This window comes from Pseudoxanthomonas japonensis, from assembly GCF_043632995.1.
Classification (GTDB): Bacteria; Pseudomonadota; Gammaproteobacteria; order Xanthomonadales; family Xanthomonadaceae; genus Pseudoxanthomonas_A; species Pseudoxanthomonas_A japonensis.
This window is the reverse complement of record NZ_CP171632.1, coordinates 2,553,496-2,573,685: the sequence shown is the minus strand read 5'-3', so window position 1 is coordinate 2,573,685 and position 20,190 is coordinate 2,553,496. Positions and strand designations below refer to the sequence as shown.

At 66.4% G+C, this 20,190-nt stretch carries 25 protein-coding genes and 1 pseudogene; 18 read left to right on the top strand and 8 right to left on the bottom strand.

The window, feature by feature from the left end; all coding sequences use genetic code 11:
- Positions 1–15 precede the first annotated feature (15 nt).
- A complete protein-coding gene (locus tag ACGHX3_RS11810) occupies positions 16–831 on the top strand; it encodes a ThiF family adenylyltransferase (protein WP_394695070.1) in 816 nt (271 codons plus the stop codon).
- Here the strand turns inward: ACGHX3_RS11810 and ACGHX3_RS11805 are convergent.
- Together ACGHX3_RS11805 and ACGHX3_RS11800 are read right to left on the bottom strand one after the other, a co-directional pair.
- Positions 812–1,579 (bottom strand): TatD family hydrolase, encoded by a 768-nt coding sequence (locus ACGHX3_RS11805; RefSeq protein ID WP_394695069.1) that lies wholly within the window; start codon positions 1,577–1,579, stop codon positions 812–814. The genes ACGHX3_RS11810 and ACGHX3_RS11805 overlap by 20 nt on opposite strands.
- A gap of 3 nt (positions 1,580–1,582) precedes the next feature.
- Positions 1,583–1,801: a DUF6116 family protein gene (locus tag ACGHX3_RS11800; RefSeq protein WP_162336448.1), complete on the bottom strand. Its 219-nt coding sequence runs from the start codon at positions 1,799–1,801 to the stop codon at positions 1,583–1,585.
- A 171-nt stretch (positions 1,802–1,972) separates the two neighbouring features.
- Between ACGHX3_RS11800 and ACGHX3_RS11795 the strand changes: the two genes are divergently transcribed.
- From ACGHX3_RS11795 to ACGHX3_RS11765, 7 genes are all read left to right on the top strand, one after another.
- Positions 1,973–2,788 (top strand): glycine zipper 2TM domain-containing protein, encoded by an 816-nt coding sequence (locus ACGHX3_RS11795; protein WP_162336449.1) that lies wholly within the window; start codon positions 1,973–1,975, stop codon positions 2,786–2,788.
- 148 nt (positions 2,789–2,936) lie between these two features.
- Positions 2,937–4,100 carry an acyl-CoA dehydrogenase family protein gene (locus ACGHX3_RS11790; RefSeq protein WP_394695068.1) on the top strand — a complete coding sequence of 388 codons (1,164 nt, stop codon included), beginning with the start codon at positions 2,937–2,939 and terminating at the stop codon, positions 4,098–4,100.
- A gap of 91 nt (positions 4,101–4,191) precedes the next feature.
- Complete coding sequence (locus ACGHX3_RS11785) at positions 4,192–4,743, top strand: GNAT family N-acetyltransferase (RefSeq protein ID WP_394697281.1); 552 nt, start codon at positions 4,192–4,194, stop codon at positions 4,741–4,743.
- Between the two features lie 11 nt (positions 4,744–4,754).
- A complete protein-coding gene (locus tag ACGHX3_RS11780) occupies positions 4,755–5,228 on the top strand; it encodes a hypothetical protein (protein ID WP_394695067.1) in 474 nt (157 codons plus the stop codon).
- Positions 5,218–5,874 carry a glutathione S-transferase family protein gene (locus ACGHX3_RS11775; RefSeq protein WP_394695066.1) on the top strand — a complete coding sequence of 219 codons (657 nt, stop codon included), beginning with the start codon at positions 5,218–5,220 and terminating at the stop codon, positions 5,872–5,874. Before ACGHX3_RS11780 ends, ACGHX3_RS11775 begins: the two co-directional genes overlap by 11 nt.
- Before the next feature lie 8 nt (positions 5,875–5,882).
- Positions 5,883–8,144, top strand: coding sequence for a thiamine pyrophosphate-dependent enzyme (locus tag ACGHX3_RS11770; RefSeq protein ID WP_394695065.1), 2,262 nt, complete (start codon positions 5,883–5,885; stop codon positions 8,142–8,144).
- 29 nt (positions 8,145–8,173) lie between these two features.
- Positions 8,174–8,719, top strand: a complete 546-nt coding sequence (locus tag ACGHX3_RS11765) for an NADPH-dependent FMN reductase (protein WP_394695064.1) — start codon at positions 8,174–8,176, stop codon at positions 8,717–8,719.
- Between the two features lie 62 nt (positions 8,720–8,781).
- Here the strand turns inward: ACGHX3_RS11765 and ubiM are convergent, their stop codons facing one another.
- A complete protein-coding gene (gene ubiM, locus ACGHX3_RS11760) occupies positions 8,782–10,011 on the bottom strand; it encodes a 5-demethoxyubiquinol-8 5-hydroxylase UbiM (RefSeq protein WP_394697280.1) in 1,230 nt (409 codons plus the stop codon).
- Between the two features lie 88 nt (positions 10,012–10,099).
- Positions 10,100–10,963: a YgfZ/GcvT domain-containing protein gene (locus ACGHX3_RS11755; RefSeq protein WP_394695063.1), complete on the bottom strand. Its 864-nt coding sequence runs from the start codon at positions 10,961–10,963 to the stop codon at positions 10,100–10,102.
- Between the two features lie 39 nt (positions 10,964–11,002).
- Between ACGHX3_RS11755 and ACGHX3_RS11750 the strand changes: the two genes are divergently transcribed.
- From ACGHX3_RS11750 to lolD, 10 genes are read left to right on the top strand one after another with little or no spacing between them, the layout of a single operon-like run.
- Positions 11,003–11,188 (top strand): DUF1674 domain-containing protein, encoded by a 186-nt coding sequence (locus tag ACGHX3_RS11750; protein WP_313928804.1) that lies wholly within the window; start codon positions 11,003–11,005, stop codon positions 11,186–11,188.
- A 59-nt stretch (positions 11,189–11,247) separates the two neighbouring features.
- A complete protein-coding gene (gene sdhC, locus ACGHX3_RS11745) occupies positions 11,248–11,640 on the top strand; it encodes a succinate dehydrogenase, cytochrome b556 subunit (protein ID WP_313928803.1) in 393 nt (130 codons plus the stop codon).
- On the top strand, positions 11,637–12,020 hold the full coding sequence (gene sdhD, locus ACGHX3_RS11740; RefSeq protein ID WP_394695062.1) for a succinate dehydrogenase, hydrophobic membrane anchor protein: 384 nt from the start codon (positions 11,637–11,639) through the stop codon (positions 12,018–12,020). The genes sdhC and sdhD overlap by 4 nt, the downstream gene beginning before the upstream one ends.
- Before the next feature lie 5 nt (positions 12,021–12,025).
- Entirely contained in the window at positions 12,026–13,816 is a 1,791-nt protein-coding gene (sdhA, locus tag ACGHX3_RS11735) for a succinate dehydrogenase flavoprotein subunit (RefSeq protein ID WP_394695061.1), read from the top strand.
- An 18-nt stretch (positions 13,817–13,834) separates the two neighbouring features.
- Positions 13,835–14,617 carry a succinate dehydrogenase iron-sulfur subunit gene (locus ACGHX3_RS11730; protein ID WP_162336461.1) on the top strand — a complete coding sequence of 261 codons (783 nt, stop codon included), beginning with the start codon at positions 13,835–13,837 and terminating at the stop codon, positions 14,615–14,617.
- Between the two features lie 4 nt (positions 14,618–14,621).
- Positions 14,622–15,053, top strand: a complete 432-nt coding sequence (locus tag ACGHX3_RS11725; RefSeq protein ID WP_394695060.1) for an MAPEG family protein — start codon at positions 14,622–14,624, stop codon at positions 15,051–15,053.
- The gene (locus ACGHX3_RS11720; protein ID WP_313928801.1) at positions 15,050–15,298 is read left to right on the top strand and encodes a succinate dehydrogenase assembly factor 2; all 249 of its coding nucleotides are present in this window, start codon (positions 15,050–15,052) and stop codon (positions 15,296–15,298) included. The genes ACGHX3_RS11725 and ACGHX3_RS11720 overlap by 4 nt, the downstream gene beginning before the upstream one ends.
- Positions 15,249–15,704 (top strand): hypothetical protein, encoded by a 456-nt coding sequence (locus tag ACGHX3_RS11715; RefSeq protein WP_394695059.1) that lies wholly within the window; start codon positions 15,249–15,251, stop codon positions 15,702–15,704. The genes ACGHX3_RS11720 and ACGHX3_RS11715 overlap by 50 nt, the downstream gene beginning before the upstream one ends.
- A gap of 4 nt (positions 15,705–15,708) precedes the next feature.
- On the top strand, positions 15,709–16,956 hold the full coding sequence (locus ACGHX3_RS11710; RefSeq protein ID WP_394695058.1) for a lipoprotein-releasing ABC transporter permease subunit: 1,248 nt from the start codon (positions 15,709–15,711) through the stop codon (positions 16,954–16,956).
- A complete protein-coding gene (lolD, locus tag ACGHX3_RS11705; RefSeq protein WP_162336466.1) occupies positions 16,949–17,656 on the top strand; it encodes a lipoprotein-releasing ABC transporter ATP-binding protein LolD in 708 nt (235 codons plus the stop codon). The genes ACGHX3_RS11710 and lolD overlap by 8 nt, the downstream gene beginning before the upstream one ends.
- 259 nt (positions 17,657–17,915) lie before the next feature.
- Here the strand turns inward: lolD and ACGHX3_RS11700 are convergent.
- The 4 genes and pseudogenes from ACGHX3_RS11700 to ACGHX3_RS11685 all read right to left on the bottom strand — a co-directional run.
- Positions 17,916–18,089, bottom strand: a pseudogene (locus ACGHX3_RS11700) (transposase); the annotation flags it as partial.
- 428 nt (positions 18,090–18,517) lie between these two features.
- Complete coding sequence (locus ACGHX3_RS11695) at positions 18,518–19,351, bottom strand: IS3 family transposase (RefSeq protein WP_394697279.1); 834 nt, start codon at positions 19,349–19,351, stop codon at positions 18,518–18,520.
- Positions 19,321–19,677 (bottom strand): transposase, encoded by a 357-nt coding sequence (locus ACGHX3_RS11690; protein ID WP_213605476.1) that lies wholly within the window; start codon positions 19,675–19,677, stop codon positions 19,321–19,323. Before ACGHX3_RS11690 ends, ACGHX3_RS11695 begins: the two co-directional genes overlap by 31 nt.
- 73 nt (positions 19,678–19,750) lie before the next feature.
- On the bottom strand, positions 19,751–20,029 hold the full coding sequence (locus tag ACGHX3_RS11685) for a hypothetical protein (protein WP_394695057.1): 279 nt from the start codon (positions 20,027–20,029) through the stop codon (positions 19,751–19,753).
- Between the last annotated feature and the right edge of the window lie 161 nt (positions 20,030–20,190).

Genomic DNA, 20,190 nt, shown 5'->3' with positions numbered 1-20,190 from the left:
GCTTACACTGGTGACATGAAGAAAGAACTCCGGGACCGGTTCGCCGGCATCGACCGACTGTATGGGGTGGGCGCGGTGGAGCGCCATGCGGCGGCGCGCGTGGCGGTGGTGGGCATGGGCGGCGTCGGCTCGTGGGTGGTGGAGGCGCTCGCGCGCTCGGGTATCGGCCATCTGACGCTGATCGATGCCGATGACATCTGCGTGTCCAACACCAATCGCCAGTTGCCTGCGCTGGACGGGCAGTACGGGCGGAACAAGGCCGAGGCGATGGCCGAGCGCTGCCGCGCGATCAATCCGCTCATCGAGGTCGAGGCGGTGCCGCAGTTCCTCACGTCGAGCAACATGGCGGATCTCCTGGATCGGAGGTTCGATCTGGTGCTCGATGCCTGCGACAGCTTCCGGGTCAAGGTGGAAATGATCGCCTGGTGCCGCCGGCGCAAGCTGCCGATCGTGGTGTCGGGCTCGGCGGGCGGGCGTACCGATCCCACCCAGATCCGGCTGCGCGACCTGTCGCGCACGGAGCACGACGCATTGCTCGCGCTCGTGCGCAAGAAGCTCCGCGCCGAATTCAACTTCCCGAAGAACAAGGACCGCTACTTCAGCGTCCAGGCCGTCTATTCGCTGGAAAACGTCAGGTATCCGCAGGCCGATGGCAGCGTCTGTGGTCTGCGTCCGCAGTTGGGCGCGGATGCCGCGCTGAAACTGGACTGTGGGGTTGGCCTGGGGGCCGCCACCCACATCACCGGCGCCTTCGCATTCGCGATGGTGGGCAAGGCGCTGGAACTGCTGGCCAAGCCAGCCAAAACAAGCGTCAGTCAGACGTCAGCCTGAAAAGGCGCTCGGCGTTGCGCGTCGTCGCCGCGGCGATCTCGTCCGATGACTGGCCGCGAAGTTCCGCGATCACGTCACGGACGGCCGGGAGCCGTGATGGCTCGTTGCGTTGCCCACGGATGCCCGCGTCAGGCTGGTCCGGTGCATCGGTTTCCAGCAGCAGGAAATCAAGCGGCATGGTGCGAGCGAGCGTGCGCAGGCGGTTCGCGCGTTCATACGTGACCGGTCCGCCCAGGCCGATCAGGAAGCCCGACTGCCAAAGCTGACGTGCCTGCTCGGGGCTACCCGAAAAACTGTGCACCACGCCGCGCAGGCGTCCGACGCGCCTGATCGATGCGATGACCGCATCCACCGCGCGTCGCGCGTGCACGATCAACGGCAGGTCGAACTCGCGCGCCAAGTGAAGTTGTCCGTCGAAATAGCGCTGCTGCTCGTCGCGGTCCAGCCCCTCGACGAAGAAGTCCAGCCCGCATTCGCCGACCGCCACGGGCCGCTCGCGCTCGATCCAGTCGCGCAGGGCGTCCAGATGCTCGGGCCGGTGCTCTGCCAGGTACATCGGGTGCAAGCCGTAAGCCGGAAACAACCCTGCCGCCGACGCGCAGACATCGCGCAGCTTGGGCCAGGTCGACGCCGTGACGGCAGGCACGACCTGGCGCGTCACGCCGGCAGCGCGTGCCCGAGCCAATGCGGCCTCGCGATCCGCGTCGAACTCGGGCGCGTCGAAATGGCTGTGGCTGTCGACCAGCATGTTTCAGCGTTGCGATGGTTCGATGGCGGGCGGCGGTTCCTTGCGTCGCTTCCAGTTGGCCAGCAGCAAGGTGCCCAGGCCAAACAGGATCTCGTCGACGAACGGGAACGGATCGGGCAGGAAAAGCGTGACCAGGAAGAGCGCTGCCGTGATCTTGAACAAGGTGGGATAGCGCAGCTTTCTGGCCCACTCGAGCAGGGGCAGGAGTAGCGGATTCGGCATGGCGGAAGCTCGTCAAAGCGGGGGATGGGTGCGACGCTAGCATGATCGGCACGTGGTGGAGTCGTTCATTTTTTGTTGTTTTTCAGCGCCGTTCGCCGGTACTTGGTTCAGGTTCGAGGTGGTGCAATGATCACCACGATGAATCGGGGACCGCCCGACATGGAGGCAGCGATGAAGAGCAATACCACTACGATTCTGGTCGCCGTCGGCGCGCTGCTGGTGGGTGGCGTGGCCACCGCCGCGTTCCTCAAGGGGGGCGACAAGAGCCCTGCCGAGCAGGGGGGGCTGGTGACGGCAGCGGACGGCACGCTGGTCGCGGACGACGTGGCGGCGACGGGCAACGAAATCCCGACGGGCTCGCTGCAATACGCCTCGGTCGTGAAGGCCGATCCGATCACCAGTTCCGAGAAGCTCTACGCGACCGTCATCGGCACCGAGGCGGTACGCGAAACCACCCACACCAGCACGCCGCGTGAGGTCTGCAATGACGTGGTCGTGCAGGAGCGCCTGCCCGAGCGCGACGGCAACGTCGGCGGCACGGTCGCCGGCGCCGTCATCGGCGGCCTGCTGGGCAATCAGGTCGGCGGCGGCAATGGCAAGAAGGCAGCGACCGTGGCTGGCGCGGTGGCCGGTGGCGCCATCGGCAACCAGGTCGACAAGCGCCACGTGGGTGGCCGCGTGGTCAACCGCACCGAGCGCCAGTGCCACACCGAGAATGCGACGTCCGAATCCTCGCGCGTGACCGGCTACAACGTCACCTACCGCAACCCGGACGGCACCACCGGCACCATGCGGATGGACAGCAAGCCGGGTTCGCGGATCGCGATGGGCACCACCGACAAGGTCATCGGTTACGACGTGACCTACCGCTTCGAGGGCCAGGACAAGACCATCCGCCTGGACCAGAAGCCGGGCGACCGCCTGCCGGTGATCGATGGCCAGGTGGTGACGCAGACCGCCAGCGTCGACGCGCCCGGCAAGGGCTGACGCGCCGGCCCCGCAACGGGCCTGCGTTTCAACGTGGCACCCCGCAAAGGCCGGCGTTTCGCCGGCCTTTGCTTTGCGGACTGGCGCTTACCGGTATCAAGGGGCACCGCATACAATGCGATGAATGACTCCCGCCGGTTGAAGCGCAATGGCCCTGAACCCGTACGACCTGTTCGATGTCCGTTCCCTCCTGAGCGAAGAGGAGCGCGCCGTCCAGGATGCGGTGGCCCGCTTCACCGACGAGCGCGTGCGCCCGATCATCGGCGACGCCTTCGACCAGGGGCGCTTCCCGAAGGAACTGGTGCCCGAGATCGCCGAACTGGGCCTGCTCGGCTCGTCGCTGCCCGAGAAGTACGGCTGCGCCGGCCTCAACGCGGTCAGCTACGGCCTGATCTGCCAGGAGCTGGAGCGCGGCGACAGCGGCATCCGCAGCTTCGTCAGCGTGCAGTCCTCGCTGTGCATGTACCCCATCTACGCTTACGGCAGCGAAGAGCAGCGTCAGCGCTGGCTGCCCGACATGGCGGCCGGCAAGGTCATCGGCTGCTTCGGCCTGACCGAGCCGCATGGCGGCTCCGATCCAGCCAACATGAAGACCCATGCGCGCCGCGACGGCGATGACTGGGTCATCAATGGCTCCAAGATGTGGATCACCAACGGCAATCTGGCCGACATCGCCATCGTCTGGGCGCAGACCGACGAAGGCATCCAGGGCTTCCTGCTCGAGAAGGGCATGACCGGGTTCACCGCGCAGGAGATCAAGCACAAGATGAGCCTGCGCGCCTCGGTCACCAGCGCGCTGTTCTTCGACAACGTGCGCGTGCCGGACAGCAGTCGCTTGCCCAACGTGAAGGGATTGAAGGGCCCGCTGGGCTGCCTGACGCAGGCGCGCTATGGCATCACCTGGGGCCCGATTGGCGCGGCCATCGCCTGCCTGGACGAAGTGCTGGCCTACACGAAGGAGCGCATCCTGTTCGACCGCCCCGTGGCGGCGACCCAGAGCGCGCAGATCAAGATGGCCGAGATGGCCCGCCGCATCACCCTGGCACAGCTGCTGTCGTTGCAGCTGGGTCGCCTGAAGGACGCCGGCACCATGGCGCCGCAGCAGGTATCGCTGGCGAAGTGGAACAACTGCCGCATGGCCATCGACATCGCGCGCGAATGCCGCGACCTGCTCGGCGGCGCTGGCATCACCACCGAGCACGCCGCGATCCGCCATGCGCTCAATCTGGAATCGGTGATCACCTACGAAGGCACGGAAACCGTGCACCAGTTGGTGATCGGCCGTGAGCTGACGGGTATCAACGCGTTCTGACATCGACCGCTCCCGGAAGCGGGAGCGGATGCGAGGCAAGTCGGGCGTCGTCGCTCGTGTCTGGTCATTCCGATGGGATGGTGCGGTATCGATGGATCTTTCCGGTCTCCAGCTCGAAACCCCACGCCTGCTGCTGCGCCTGCCGCGGCAAGCCGACTACGAATGCTGGGCGACGTTCGCCGCCGATGAAGAAGCCACTCGCTATATCGGCGGCGTGATGGCGCGCTCACCGGCATGGCGCAGCCTGGCAGCCACGCTGGGCAGCTGGCATCTGCAGGGCTTCGGCATGTTCTCGGTGATCGAGAAGTCGAGTGGTCGCTGGGTGGGGCGCGTCGGCCCCTGGCAACCCGAAGGCTGGCCGGGCAAGGAAGTGGGCTGGAGCATCGCCCGCGAGGCCTGGGGGAGGGGCTATGCGCCGGAGGCAGCCGCCGCGAGCATCGGTTGGGCGTTCGATCAACTGGGCTGGGGCGAGGTGATCCATACCATCGATCCCGACAACGCCAACTCGAAAACCGTCGCCGCCAAACTGGGTTCGACGTATCAGCGGATGGACCGGCTGCCCGAGCCGCATCACGAGAAGCCGGTGGAAGTCTGGGGCCAGACGTGCGCGCAATGGCAATTGCGTGGGGCCACGCATTCGTGACAGAAACTTCCGTGCTCCGTGCAGGCCTGCAGGATGCCTTGCCCGAGTTGGCGCGGACGTTCCGCGATCCTTGGTGGATCATCGGCAGCGCCGCGATGGCGCTGACCGGTGTGCCCGACATCGCGCCGCAGGATATCGACGTGCTGTGCAGTCGCGAAGATGCGCTCCGGTTGCAGGCGGCATGGATGCCGCACGCCGATCTCGCTTACCGCCCGCAGGATGAGGCGCGTTTCCGCTCCACGTTCGCTCGCTTCACGCACCTGCCGATGCCGCTGGAAGTGATGGGCGACCTCGAGGTGATGACGGCGGAGGGTTGGCGTCCGCTGCAGGTGCTGGACGACACCATCGTCGGGTTCGATGCCCATGCCGTCCGCGTGCCGACCTTTGAGGAACAGCAACGCATCTTCACCCTGTTCGGTCGCCCGAAAGACCTGGCCAAGGCCGCCCGCATCGCCGCATTCCAGGAGGACCGTCATGTCGCCTGAGTCCGTCACCGTCCACGGCATGTCCACCTCCGGCAACTGCCACAAGGTGCGCCTGCTGCTGGAGCAGTTGGATCGTCCCTACGCATGGATCGAGGTCGACAGCGCGAATGGCGCGACGCGCACGCCGGCGTACCTTGCGAAGAACCCCAACGGCAAGGTGCCGATGCTCGAGCGTGCCGGTGGCGGCGTCCTCGTCGAGTCCGACGCGATCCTGTGCTGGCTGGCAGAGGGGACGCCGATGCTGCCTGCCGACGCCTGGCAGCGGGCGCAGGCGTTGAGCTGGCTGTTCTTCGAGCAGTACAGCCACGAGCCGTACATCGCGGTCGCGCGCTTCATCCGGGGCTGGACACCCGTGGATTCTCGGCGCAGAGCCGACCTGCCGCGCCTGATCGAGCGCGGAGGACAGGCGCTGTCCGTCATGGAGAAGCACCTGCTGCGCGCGGCGTGGTTCACCGGCGACACCTATGGCGTCGCCGATATCGCGCTGTTCGCCTACACCCATTGTGCGGAGGACGGGGGTTTCGACCTGTCCGCCTATCCGCGCATCACCGACTGGCTGGCGCGCGTACGCGCCACGCCGGGTTTCGTTCCTATGCCGGGCGTGAGCGACGAGGTCGCGGCGCGCCTGGCGTTTTCCCGAGCCTGAGCGAACACATGACTGCCAACCCGATTCCGGCCCGCATGAAGGGCCTCAACCGCGCCGAGATCTGCGACCAGAACTTCATCGAGTTCGTGAAGGAGTGGAACGGACGGGTCGGCGCGACGACGGCGGCCGGCGACGCCATCCTGCCCGGCAGTGCGCTGGATGCGCGCAGCTTCATCGAACTGCTCGAATCCCAGTTGATCTCGCGCCACCTGGACCTGATGGCGCGCGTGCTGCGCGTGCAGAACAAGGTCTTCTACACCATCGGCAGTTCCGGCCACGAAGGCAATGCGATGGTCGCGCGGCTGACGCGGCATACCGATCCGGCCTTCCTGCACTACCGCAGTGGCGGCTTCATGGCCGAGCGTTTCCGCAAGCTGCCTGGCATGGATCCGGTGATGGATTCCGCGTTGAGCTTCGCGGCGAGCGCCGAGGACCCCGCGTCCGGTGGACGCCACAAGGTGTGGGGCAGCAAGCCGTTGTGGGTGCTGCCGCAGACGTCCACCATCGCATCGCACCTGCCGAAGGCGCTGGGCACGGCGGTGGCCATCGAGCAGGCGCGCCGCATCGGCCATGCGTTGCCCATCCCCAACGACAGCATCGCGATCTGCTCGTTCGGCGACGCCTCCAGCAACCATGCCACGGCGCAGACCGCGTTCAATGCGGCGGCGTGGACGGCCTACCAGAAGCTGCCGGCGCCGGTGCTGTTCGTCTGCGAGGACAACGGCATCGGCATCTCGGTGAAGACCCCGGATGGCTGGATCGGCCGCAACTTCCGCGACCGCAAGGACCTGGACTACTTCCACGCCGATGGCCTGGACCTGGCCACCGGCTACGGCCAGGTGCAGGCGGCGGTCGAGCATTGCCGTCGCACGCGTCGGCCCACCTTCCTGCACCTGCGCACCACGCGGATCATGGGGCACGCCGGTACCGACTTCGAGATCGAATGGCGTCCGCTGGAAGAACTGTGCGCGGTGGAGGCGACCGACCCGCTGCTGCGCTCGGCCGCGATCGCGCTGGAATCCGGCCTGCTGTCGAAGGATGCGCTGTTGGCGCTGTACGAAACCACCCGCAAGCGCTGCTTCGCCGCTGCAGAGGATGCGGACTGCCGCCCGCGCATCACCACGCTGGAACACGTGATGGCCCCGTTGGCGCCGTACACACCGGCTGCCGTGGAAAAGGAAGCGGCGCGCGTCGCACCGCACGAGAAGCGCGTCGCCGCGTTCGGCAGCGAGGACAAGCTGCCGGAGAAGCTGCCGCCACGCCACCTGGCCATCCAGATCAACAACGCGCTGCACGACCTGTTCTGCAAGTACCCGGAGACGCTGCTGTTCGGTGAGGACGTGGCGCAGAAGGGCGGCGTCTACACGGTGACCAAGGGTCTGCAGAAGGCCTTCAAGGGCACGCGCGTGTTCAACACGTTGCTGGACGAGACCATGATCCTCGGCCTGGCGCAGGGCTATGCGAACCTGGGCATGTTGCCGATCCCGGAGATCCAGTACCTGGCGTACTTCCACAACGCCTGCGACCAGATCCGTGGCGAGGCCGCCAGCCTGCAGTTCTTCAGCAACAACCAGTACCGCAATCCGATGGTGGTACGCATCGCCGGGCTGGGCTACCAGCGCGGCTTCGGCGGGCACTTCCACAACGACAACTCGATCACCGCGCTGCGCGACATCCCTGGCCTGGTGGTCGGCTGCCCGTCGCGTGGCGACGATGCGGCCACCATGCTGCGCACGCTGGCGGCGCTGGCGAAGGTCGATGGGCGTGTCAGCGTGTTCCTGGAGCCGATCGCGCTGTACATGACCAAGGACCTGCACGAAGCCGGCGACGGCCAGTGGCTGTTCCCGTATCCGGCGCAGGACGAGGCGATGCCGCTGGGCGAAGGCCGGGTCTACGGCGCGGACGCGGACGATCTGGTCGTCTTCACCTACGGCAACGGCGTGCCGATGAGCCTGCGCGCCGCGCGCAGCATCGAAATGAAGCACGGGTGGAAGGTGCGCGTGGTCGATCTGCGCTGGCTGGTGCCACTCAATGCGACCTTCATCGCCGAGCAGGCGAAAACGGCGAAGCGCATCCTGGTCGTCGACGAGGGTCGGCACGCGGCCGGGGTAGGCGAGGGCGTCATCACGGCGATCGCGGAGGCGGGCTACCGTGCGCGTCCGTTCCAGCGCGTGGTGGGTGCGGATACGTACACCCCGCTGGCCGGCGCAGCCTTCCTGGTGCTGCCCGGCGACGAGGACATCGTCGCAGCGGCCGACCGGCTGGCATGATGTCCCTCCCCACACGCTGAGGAACGGACATGCCCACGCCCCGCATCGGCCTCATCATCGGCAGCCTGCGCGCCGGCTCGTTCAATCGTCAGCTGGCCGGCGCCGTGCAGGCGTTGGCCGGCGACCGCTTCGTGTTCGACGAGATCGGCATTGCCGACCTGCCGCTGTACGACCAGGACGACGATGCGGACTTCCCCGCCGCGGGCCTGCGCTTCAAGCAGCAGGTGGAAGCCTGCGACGCGCTGCTGTTCGTCACCCCGGAGTACAACCGCTCCATCCCGGGGGTGCTGAAGAACGCCATCGACATCGGCACCCGCCCGGGCGGCAGCAATTCGTTCGCCGGCAAGCGCGCCGGCGTGATCGGCACGTCGCCCGGTGCGCACGGCACGGTGTCGGCCCAGCAGCATTTGCGCAACGTGCTGGCGGCGGTGGACGTCGCGGTGCTGCCGCAGCCGGAGATCGCCATCCAGTACCGCGAAGGCCAGATCGACGCGGGCGGCACCATCACGGACGAGCGTCTGCGGCGGCGCCTGCAGTCGTTCCTCGACCGCTACGAGGCGTGGCTCGCCGCGTAGCGTGCGCCGTGCGCACGAATCATGACCCGTGATGGTTCGCGTGACCGTGCGCATGGCGCACGCTACGGTCGCAGGAGTTCCAAGCCGTCGCGCAGGCGCTGCAGGGGATTCCGGTCCAGTGGCCGTTCGTCGGCCAGCGTGCGCGCCAGCATGCGTCGGAATGGGGTGAGCCGCCGGCCGGCCCGCAGGACGGTTTCGCGGACGACGCGCGCGGGCGCCCCGTCGTTGGTGTAAAGCTCCACGATCGCGCGGGTCGCCAGGTAGAGCGGGCGCGATCCACGACGATGACGACGCTCATAGCGCGCCAGTCCCTCCGCGCAGCCCAGGTCGCCGCCGCAGCGCAGCGCTTCGCGCGCCATGTCGGCCAGCCGTTCCACGCTGCCCAGCCCCAGGTTGAAGCCATGCGCCGTCACCGGATGCATGCCCACCGCCGCGTCGCCCACCAGGGCGAAGCGGCGTCCGACGAAGCGGCGTGCGTACACACCGACCAGTGGATAGACGTGCCGGCTGCTCTCCAGCCGCATGTTACCGAGGCGGTGCCCGTAGCGCTGCTCCATCTCGCGGGCGAAGGCCTCCACGTCCAGCGCCGCGAGCCGCCTCGCTGCGCTGTCGGGCAGGGTGACCACGACCGAGGCCTGGTGTTCCTGCAACGGCAGCAACGCGAGCGTCTGTCCGTGGCCGAACCACTCCCACGCCACACCCTGGTGCGGCTGTTCGTGATGCATGCGGCAGACCAGCATGCTCTTGCCGAAATCGTACTGGTCGGCGCCGATGCCCATCGCGCGGCGTGTCTCGGAGAACCGGCTGTCGGCCGCCACCAGCAGCGGTGCCTCCAGTCGCAGGCCATCGCTCAGCGTCACGCAGGCATGGTCGTCGGTGGTGCGGACTGCATGGATGCGCGCGCTGTCGAACAGGTCCAGGCCGGGCAGGGCGCACACGGCCTTCCATGCGGCTTCGCGAATGCGGTGATTGGGCACCAGCATGCCCAGTTCCGGCGTACCGGCGAGGCCGGCATCGATCCGCATGTCGTGCAGGCAGTCGCCCTCCATCACGCGTGCCGCGCGCAACGGCGAGCAGGCGTCGTCCGGCAGGTGCTGCCAGATGCCGAGGTCGCGCAGAAGTCGCATCGAGGCATGGGTCAGCGCGATCTCGCGGCCGTCGAACGCGGGTTCGGCGATCGCGGCGCGCGGCTGGCGCTCCACCACGGCGACTTTCAGGTCGAGATCGCACAGGGCCTTGGCCAGGCAGAGACCGGCCGGACCGGCGCCGATGATGATGACGTCATGGTGCATGCGCATGCCTTCTGCTCAGGGACTGGAGCAGTCTAGGTCTGCGTGCATCGGCGTCATTGACGTGGATCAATCGACGCGCGGAACGGGCTCAGCGGCGCAGTCCGTCCAGCAGCGGCTGTCGTGCCAGCAGGTGGTCATCCGCCATCAGGTCGGTGCCCGCATGCTCCAGCGGCATCACCGCCAGCAGCACGCTGCCCGCTACGTCGGATGCGACGCAGGCGACTTCGCCCACATCGCGCTCGCCTTCGCGCACCGGCGTGCCGTCGGTGACCGTGCCCATGGCGGAGAAGCACTGCAGTGAGCGCTTCGCCTTGCCGAGGAAATGCGTGCGGGCCACGATTTCCTGGCCCGGGTAGCAGCCCTTCTTGACGCTGTAGGCGGACAGGCGGTCGAGCGCGAGTTGCTGGGGTGTCCACTGTTCGCGCTGCGACGCGGGCAGGCGGGGCAGGCCGTGGCGCAGGTCGGCGACCTGCCATGCGGCCTGCAAGGCAGGATCCTCGGCAGCGGCAGCACCGATGTGCCACGTGCGCGGTCCGCCATCGCCACCGAGATTGAATTCGAGCGCGTCATCCGTCGCGTCCAGCGCGGCGCCCGACGCGCGGGCGGGCGCGGCGAACGTGGCGTTGACGGCGATGCCGGCGGGGACTTCGATCTTCAACTTTCGTCTAAACACGAATCGCCGCAGTGCCTCGGCGAACAGGTCGGCGGGAAAGTCGGGCAGTACGAGCCACAGGGTCTCGTCCGTCCTCCTGGCGAGCGCGAACACCGCAATCACCCGCCCTTTGGGCGTCAGCCACGCATTCCACTGCCAGTGCCCGGGCGCCAGCGACACGACATCGTTGGCGAACTGCGCATGGGCGAATGCCACGGCATCCGGGCCTTCCAGCACCACGAGCGCGTGGTCGGGCAGGGCGAAAAGCGGTGGACTGGTACGGGAAAGGTTGTCAGCCAAGGGGGCGGGGATTAAAATTTTGTGCGTTGCGAGACCGCCATGATAGGTCAAACTCCCCCGATTCCCGACCACGATCCCGGAACACAGCCATCCGAACCCACGCCGCCGACACCGGGCGAAGGTGGCGGAACCGCGGCCGTGCAGAAGGAGATCGGCGGACGCGACGGGCCCGAGCCCACGCGTTACGGGGATTGGGAAAAGAACGGGCGCTGCATCGATTTCTGAGCAGTGCACGTAAAGCCAACGCGGTCCTGACCGCCCAGCCGAGACAACGAGCGCAACGAATGGCGACTCCACAACGTCCGCTTTCCCCCCACCTCCAGGTCTACCGCTGGCAGATCCAGATGGTGACGTCGATCCTGCATCGCGCCACGGGGGTCATCCTCGCCGGCGGCGCCCTGGTGATCACCGCAGGCCTGGTGGCACTGATGATCGGCCCCGATGCCTGGAACTGCGTCACCGGCCTTGCCGGCGCCTGGTACGGCCAGCTGTTCCTGTTCGGCTGGACCTGGGCCTTCGCCTACCACCTGTGCAACGGCATCCGCCACATCGTGCAGGACTTCGCCATCGGCTACCGCATCGCCACGTTCGTGCGCAGCAGCTGGCTGTCGGTGATCGGCAGCCTGGTCATCACCGCCCTGGTGTGGGCGTACGTGCTGCTGGGAGGTGGCGCATGAGCGACTTCCGTACCCCCATCAAGAATGCGCGCGGCCTGGGCTCGGCGAAGACCGGTACCGAGCACTTCGTGCACCAGCGCCTGACCGCCACCGCGCTGGTCGCGCTGACCATCTGGTTCCTGATGTTCGTGCTGAGCCTGATGGGTGCCGACTACGTCACCGCCACCGCCGCCATCGCCAAGCCGTGGAACGCGATGCTGCTGGTCGGCTTCCTGGTCGCCATGTTCTGGCATGCGCAGCTGGGCCTTCAGGTCATCCTGGAGGACTACATCCACAACTCGCTGCTCGCGCTCGCCGTGCAGACCACCGTCAAGTTCATCGCCGTGTTGGGCGCCATCGTGAGCGTCTTCGCCGTGGCCCGCATCGCGCTGGGGAATTGAGCCGCATGTCCGCTTACAAGATCACCGAACACAAGTACGACATGGTCGTGGTGGGCGCCGGCGGTGCCGGCCTGCGCGCGACCTTCGGCCTGGCCGCCAAGGGCCTGCAGACCGTCTGCCTGACCAAGGTCTTCCCGACCCGCTCGCACACCGTGGCGGCGCAGGGCGGCATTTCCGCCGCGCTCGGCAACATGGGCGAGGACGACTGGCGCTACCACTTCTACGACACCATCAAGGGCTCGGACTGGCTGGGCGACCAGGACGCCATCGAGTACATGTGCCGCGAGGCCATCCCGGCCATCATCGAGCTGGAGCATTACGGCGTGCCGTTCTCCCGCACCGAGGAGGGCAAGATCTACCAGCGCCCGTTCGGTGGCATGACCACCCGGTACGGCGAAGGTCCGCCGGCCCAGCGCACCTGCGCCGCGGCCGACCGCACCGGCCACGCCATGCTGCACACGCTGTACCAGCAGTCGCTGGCGCACGATGCGCGCTTCATGGTCGAGTACTTCGCGCTGGACCTGATCTTCGACGAGGAAGGCGCCTGCCGCGGCGTGCTCGCGCTGGATATGGCGACCGGCACGCTGCACCTGTTCCGTGCCCACGGCGTGGTGCTGGCCACCGGCGGCTACGGCCGCGCGTACTTCTCGGCGACCTCGGCCCACACCTGCACCGGCGACGGTGGCGGCATGGTGATGCGTGCGGGCCTGCCGATGCAGGACATGGAGTTCGTGCAGTTCCATCCCACCGGCATCTACGGTGCGGGCTGCCTGATCACCGAAGGCGTCCGTGGTGAAGGCGGTATCCTGCGCAACAGCAACGGCGAGCGCTTCATGGAGCGCTATGCGCCGCACTACAAGGACCTGGCCTCGCGCGACGTGGTCAGCCGTTCGATGACCATCGAGATCCGCGAAGGCCGCGGCGTCGGCGAGCACAAGGACCACATCCTGCTCGACCTGACCCACCTGGGCCCGGAAGTGATCAACGAGAAGCTGCCCGGCATCGCCGAGAGCGCCCACATCTTCGCGGGCGTGGATGTGACCAAGCAGCCCATCCCGGTCATCCCGACCGTGCACTACAACATGGGTGGCATCCCGACCAATTACCACGGCGAAGTGGTGCGCAAGGTCGGCGACAACCCGGATGCGGTCGTGCCGGGCCTGTACGCGATCGGCGAGGCCGCCTGCGTGTCGGTGCATGGCGCCAACCGCCTGGGCTCCAACTCGCTGCTCGACCTGGTGGTATTCGGTCGTGCGGTGGCCAACCGCTGCGCCGAGACCATCAAGAGCGGTGCGTCGCACAAGCCGCTCGCCGGCGACGCCTGCGACAAGGCGCTCTCGCACCTGGACAAGCTGCGCAACGCCAACGGCGGCACGCCGACGTCGGTGATCCGCGACAACATGCAGCGCACGATGCAGGCCGATGCCGCCGTCTTCCGCACCAGCAAGACGCTGAAGGAAGGCTGCGACAAGATGGCCGACATCTTCTCCAGCTTCCAGGACGTCAAGGTCAGCGACCGCTCGCTGATCTGGAACTCGGACCTGATCGAAACCTACGAGCTGCACAACCTGCTGCTCAGCGCGGTCGCCACGATCAATTCGGCCGAACAGCGCCATGAAAGCCGCGGCGCGCACGCGCACGAGGACTTCCCGGAACGCGACGACGTCAACTGGCAGAAACACACGCTGGTCAACGTCGCCGACGACGGTACGTGCAGCTTCGATTTCCGCCCCGTGCACATGTACACGCTCAGCAAGGACGTGGATGTGGTGCCGCCCAAGCCACGCGTTTACTGAGCCCGGGAGACCTGACACATGGCCGAATTTTCGCTCCCGAAGAACTCGCGCGTCACCAAGGGCAAGCACTTCCCCGCGAAGGGCGCCAAGCGCGTGCGCACCTTCAAGGTGTACCGCTGGAACCCGGACGACGGCGCCAACCCGCGCACGGATACGTACGAGATCGATCTCGACAAGTGCGGTCCGATGGTCCTGGACGCGCTGATCAAGATCAAGAACGAGATCGATCCCACGCTGACGTTCCGTCGTTCGTGCCGCGAAGGCATCTGCGGTTCGTGCGCGATGAACATCGACGGCACCAACACGCTGGCCTGCACCAAGGCCATCGGCGACTGCGGCAAGGCCGAAGTACCGATCTATCCGCTGCCGCACATGGACGTGGTGAAGGATCTGGTCCCGGACCTGACCCACTTCTACGCGCAGTACGCGTCGATCAAGCCGTGGATCCGCACACAGACCCCTGCACCGCCGGACCGCGAGCGCCTGCAGTCGCCGGAGGACCGCAAGAAGCTGGACGGCCTATACGAATGCATCCTGTGCGCGTGCTGCTCGACCAGCTGCCCGAGCTACTGGTGGAACGGCGAGCGCTATCTGGGTCCGGCGATCCTGCTGCAGGCCTACCGCTGGATCATCGACTCGCGCGACGAGGACACCGGTGCGCGCCTGGACGATCTGGAAGATCCGTTCAAGCTCTACCGCTGCCACACCATCATGAACTGCGCCCGGACCTGCCCGAAGGGCCTGAACCCGGCGCTGGCGATCGCCGAGATCAAGAAGCTGATGATGGCGCGTCGCGCCTGATCGCATGGGCGATGCACCTGCCACGGCGATCCTCTGGCCTGCGGTGGCGATGGCCGGCCTGACCTTCCTGGTGTGGGTCAGGCTGTACCAGCTGCGGCTCGGCGAAATGGCGCGCAAGCGCATCGACGCGCAGCAGCTGGCCAACGCGGCCGATTCGGTGCGCCTGCTGGTCGACACGCGCGCCTCGGACAACTTCCGCAACCTGTTCGAACTGCCGGTGCTGTTCTACGCAGGCGTACTGCTTGCCGCGCAGATCGGTGTTTCCGATGCCGGCTCGATCACGCTGGCCTGGGCCTTCGTCGCGTTGCGCGCAGTACACAGCGTGGTCCACTGCACGTACAACCACGTCATGACCCGCTTCGTGGTCTATGCGCTGGCCACGCTGGTGTTGATCGCGTTCTGGGTGCGCCTGGCGCTGGCGCTGGCCGCGGCATGAGCGACGATCCCGAACTGAAGCGCATCCGCTGGCGTTGCCGGCGCGGCATGCGCGAACTGGACCAGCTGTTCGGTCGTTACCTCGATCGCAGCTGGGCGTCCGAATCCGAACCGCAGCGCGTGGTTTTCCTACGGCTGCTCGATTGCGAGGACGATAAGCTCTGGCGCTGGTTCATGGGCTATGAGCAGTGTCCCGATGCGGAACTCGCCGCGCTGGTCGAACGGATCCGTCAATTGCCGGCTTGAGTGGCGGCCATCGCGCCTGCTGCAGGCGCTGTTGATCCTCCTGGGCGTACTGGGCGCCGTCTCCGTGCTGGCGTGCGAGATGCCGCGTCCATTTGCATGGCCCATCGCCATCGGCGCGCTGGCGTACGGCGGCTGGCGGGCGCGCAGGGAAGGACGCAAGCCGAGCCGTGCATTCTGGTTCCCCGGCAACGCGCGGACGCCGACCGTCGACGGCGAGCCGATGCACGAGGCGCACCTGCAGTGGCGCGGCCCGCTGGCGTTCCTGCGCTGGCGCGAGCGCGGAACCCGCCGCTGGCGCCGCGCCGCCTGGTGGCCGGATACGCTGCCGGCCCGGCAGCGGCGTGAACTCCGGCTTGCTGCGGGCGAGGGGGACGCTGGGCGGCACCGGAGGGATCGGGCACCATAGGCCCATGTTCAAACCCATTCCTGTCGCCATCGGCCTGCGCTATCTCCGCGCCAAGCGCCGCAACGGTTTCATTTCCTTCATCTCGCTCGCCTCGGTGCTCGGCATCGCGCTGGGCGTGATGATCCTGATCACCACGCTGTCGGTGATGAGCGGCTTCCAGCGCGAGATCCGTGATCGCCTGCTGCAGGCCACCGCCCACGCGACGGTCAGCGGCGCGGGCGAGGCGATGCAGGACTGGCCGCATGCAACCAAGGTCGCGATGGCCGACTCCCGCGTCTCGGGCGCCGCGCCCTTCATCCACGTGCAGGCCATGCTCACCGGCAATGCCGATCCGCAGGGCGCGCTGGTGACGGGCATCCTGCCGGGCGAGGAGCCGAAGGTCTCGGTGATCGGCGACAAGATGAAGGCGGGCAAGCTGGATTCGCTGCAGCCGGGCGAGTTCCACATCCTGCTCGGGCAGGAACTGGCCGCCTGGCTGCGGGTCGGCGTCGGCGACAGCGTCGTCGTCACCGCCGGCGATTTCCAGGGCACGCCGATGGGCGCGATGCCCAAGATCAAGCGCTTCACTGTCAGCGGCATTTTTTCGGTCGGCCACAACGACGTCGACCGCAACCTGGCGCTGGTCCACATGGGCGACCTGCAGCGCGTGCTGCGGATGGGCGAGGGCGTCACCGGCGTGCGGCTGAAATTGCACGACATGTACCAGTCCTGGGACGTGGCGCGCGACCTGGCGTTGCGCCTGCAGGGTCCGTACCGCATCAGCGACTGGACCAGCGAGAACGCCAACCTCTATCACTCGCTGAAGATGGAGAAGACGGTGATGGGCATCCTGCTGTCCTTCATCATCCTGATGGGCGCGTTCTCGCTGGTGAACTCGCAGGTGATGCTGGTCACCGACAAGCAGGCGGACATCGCCATCCTGCGCACGCTGGGCCTGACGCCGCGCGGCGTCATGCAGGTCTTCATGGTGCAGGGCGTGCTGATCGGCGTGATGGGCACCGTGCTGGGCGTGGTCGGCGGCATCCTGCTGACCATCAACCTCGAGTACATCCTCGCGGCCATCGAGGCCGTGTTCAAGGTGACGCTGCTGCCGCCGGACGTGTACTACATCACCGGCTTGCCCTACGAACTGAGCGGCAGCGAAGTCGTGGTGATCGCCGCCGTGGCGCTGACGATGAGTTTCCTGGCCACGTTGTACCCGGCGTGGCGCGCTGCCCGCACCCAGCCCGCGGAGGCGTTGCGCTATGAATGAGTCCATCCGTTCCGCCGTGGTCCACGCCGAGGCGCTGGGCAAGACCTACGCCGAAGGCACGCTGCGCACGCCGGTGTTCGATGGCCTGGAGCTCAACGTGCAGCCCGGCGAGACCGTGGCCATCGTCGGGGCGTCAGGCGCCGGCAAGAGCACGCTGCTGCATCTGCTCGGCGGGCTGGACACGCCGACCTCGGGCGAGGTGTACGTCGCCGGACAGAAGATGTCGTCGCTGTCCGATGCTGCGCGCGGCCAGTTGCGCAACCGTTCGCTCGGTTTCGTCTACCAGTTCCATCACCTGCTGCCCGAATTCACCGCGCTGGAGAACGTCATGATGCCGGTGATGCTGGGTGGCGCCGGTGCGGATGCCGCATCGGCGAAGGCGAAGGCGTTGCTGGAATCGGTCGGTCTCGGCCATCGCCTGGCGCACAAGCCGGGCGAGTTGTCCGGTGGCGAGCGCCAGCGTGCTGCAGTCGCACGCGCGCTGGTCAACCAGCCAGCCTGCGTGCTGGGCGACGAACCGACCGGCAATCTGGACGAGAAGACCGCGGCCACCGTGTTCGACCTGATGCTGGATCTCAACCGGGCCCAGAAGACCAGTCTGGTGCTGGTGACGCACGACCGTCGCCTGGCGCGCCGACTGGACCGCGTGCTGGAACTCCACGAAGGCAAGCTGCGCGAACTGGCGCACGACGCGGTCTGAGGCAGGCCGCCGAGTCGGCGGCGTGCTGGATGGCTTCTAATGGCTTTCCGACGTCTACGCCGAGCTTCTGGCTCAAATGTACGGCAGAGGCTTTGAAAGGCGCTACGCGCAGAGCGGCGGCTGAGTGTCTACAGAACTCTGGCCGGTCCACTTTTTTTAAAAGGTCATGCTCGAGCTTGAGTTGCTCGTACTGCCGCTTGATCTTGCGCAGCGCCTTCAGCTCGGCTGCCGTCGACGGATCCACCGGTGCACCCTTGGTCACGATAACGCCCTCCCGCGCGAGTCTTCGCCAACGAGACAGCATGAAGGGATGGATGTAAAGCGACTGGGCAACATCGCTGACCCGCACGCCGGGCTGCTGGCTCAAACGCACGGCAGAGGCTTTGAAGGCGTCGCTGTAGCGATGGGTGGTTCTGGGGCCTGGCTTGGGCATTGGGACACTCCTGAGGGTTAGATCAAGGTGTCCACTAAACCGTAGGAACTACCGGTTCGGCTTGAATGAATTGTTAGCGCCCATCTGCAGGAAGCGACTCCCTGATCCATGGGCTATCTTGGTCTTGCCGCTCTGCAACGTATCCGCATCCCAGATCAGCGCAGTCATTGACAGTTGGATCGCGGTTGGTCAAATGCCCAACGCCGACATTGTAGAAGTCGTCGTCGCCGTGATCGGTGTAACCGCACGCGAAGTTCCAGCCATCTTTGTCGTGTGCCACGAGTAAGATTGGCCTTGAGGCCTCAAACACGTGGCTGCAGATGATGACTCCAAAATTCGATGGAGAGAACGACATGGGCGCTAACACCGGAATTAAGCCGACCCGCGAAGCGGGTGGCAGTTCCTACGAAAAAGTGGACACCAATTCTCTAGCGGCACTGCTCGAACTCCACCGGTGATCGATAGCCCAGCGCCGAGTGCAGGCGCTGGTGGTTGTAGAACTGGATGTAGTCGTTGATCGCCGAGCGGAGCGCGCGTTCACTGTCGAAGCGGTGGCGGTGATACATGTCCGACTTCATCGACTTGTTCCATGACTCCATGTGCGCGTTGTCGTTCATGCGACGCGGCCGGTTGACAGACTGCACCAGCCCGGACCGTCTCAGTCGCTGCCTGAAGTCGTTGGCCATGAACTCGATGCCGCGGTCACTGTGGAACAGCGTATCGCAGGCCGGCGTGCGTGTGCGCAGGGCGGCAGTCAGGGCGCGACGGGTCAGCGAGGCCGTGCGTTCGGATCCCAGCGACCAGCCCAGCAGGCGGCGGGAGTAGCGATCCATCACGGTGGCCAGATACCGCCATTGGCCGGCGACCTTGAGGTAGGTGACATCGCCGACCCACACCTGATCCTGTCGTTGGCAGGGCTGCTCGTGCGCGCGGCTCGGGACGCTGTCCAGAAACCGCGCCAGGCCGGGGCGACGGCGGTACAGGCGGGCCGAACAGGCACGCACGCCTTCCTGCCGCATCAGCCTTTCGACCCGGCGTCGTCCGATCGGCTCTCCCTGTCGCCGGAGGGCGGCATGCACCCGGGGACTGCCATAGGTCTGTCGGCTGGCCTCATGCACCTGGCGGATCTTCTCTATCAGCGAGGCGTCCTCGATCCGGCGATCACTCACCGGTCGCCGAGCCCAGGCGTAGTAGCCGGCGGCACTGACCCGGTAAAGGCGGCACATCGCCCTCACCGGACAGGTTTCCTTGTGGTGTTCGATGAAGGCGAAGATTTCGCTTTTCGATCGGAAGTGAACGCGATCGCTTTTTTTAAAAGGTCATGCTCGAGCTTGAGTTGCTCGTACTGCCGCTTGATCTTGCGCAGCGCCTTCAGCTCGGCTGCCGTCGACGGATCCACCGGTGCACCCTTGGTCACGATAACGCCCTCCCGCGCGAGTCTTCGCCAACGAGACAGCATGAAGGGATGGATGTAAAGCGACTGGGCGACATCGCCGACCCGTACGCCGGGCTGCTGGCTCAAACGCACGGCAGAGGCTTTGAAGGCATCGCTGTAGCGATGGATGGTTCTGGGGCCTGGCTTTGGCATTGGGACACTCCTGAGGGTTAGGTCGGGGTGTCCACTAAACCGTAGGAACTACCGGTTCGGCTTGAATGAATTGTTAGGCCGTTGGCCCGGAAACGCCAAGCCCGGCGACCACGAATGCAACGGCCTGCTCAACACTACTTGCGACAAGCCGATCAGTTGGCCCGGAGCCTTCAAACAAGAACGGGCAGGTGCCGGAACTGGACTCAAGTTGCACCTCTATGTCAGTAGTCGGATGGCGGAAGAACCACAAGCCGTCGTCGTCTGCCCCTGGATGCAAGACGGTCAGTTGCGCTGCGGAGATGTCAGGATGCGACACGTGCAGCTGAGCAATGATTGCGTCAATGTCGCGCACTCCGTCTCCTGCGGCCTAACACCTAGTAGACCCCATAAATGGGGTGATAACGCCGAGTATTGAGTCTTGGCGGAGCGGCGTCAATCGGGGATTTCCCACGTGACATCAACGTGTTGCCTGATGGCGGCACGTGGGGTCGGCTGCGAGGCTGGGTGCGTTAT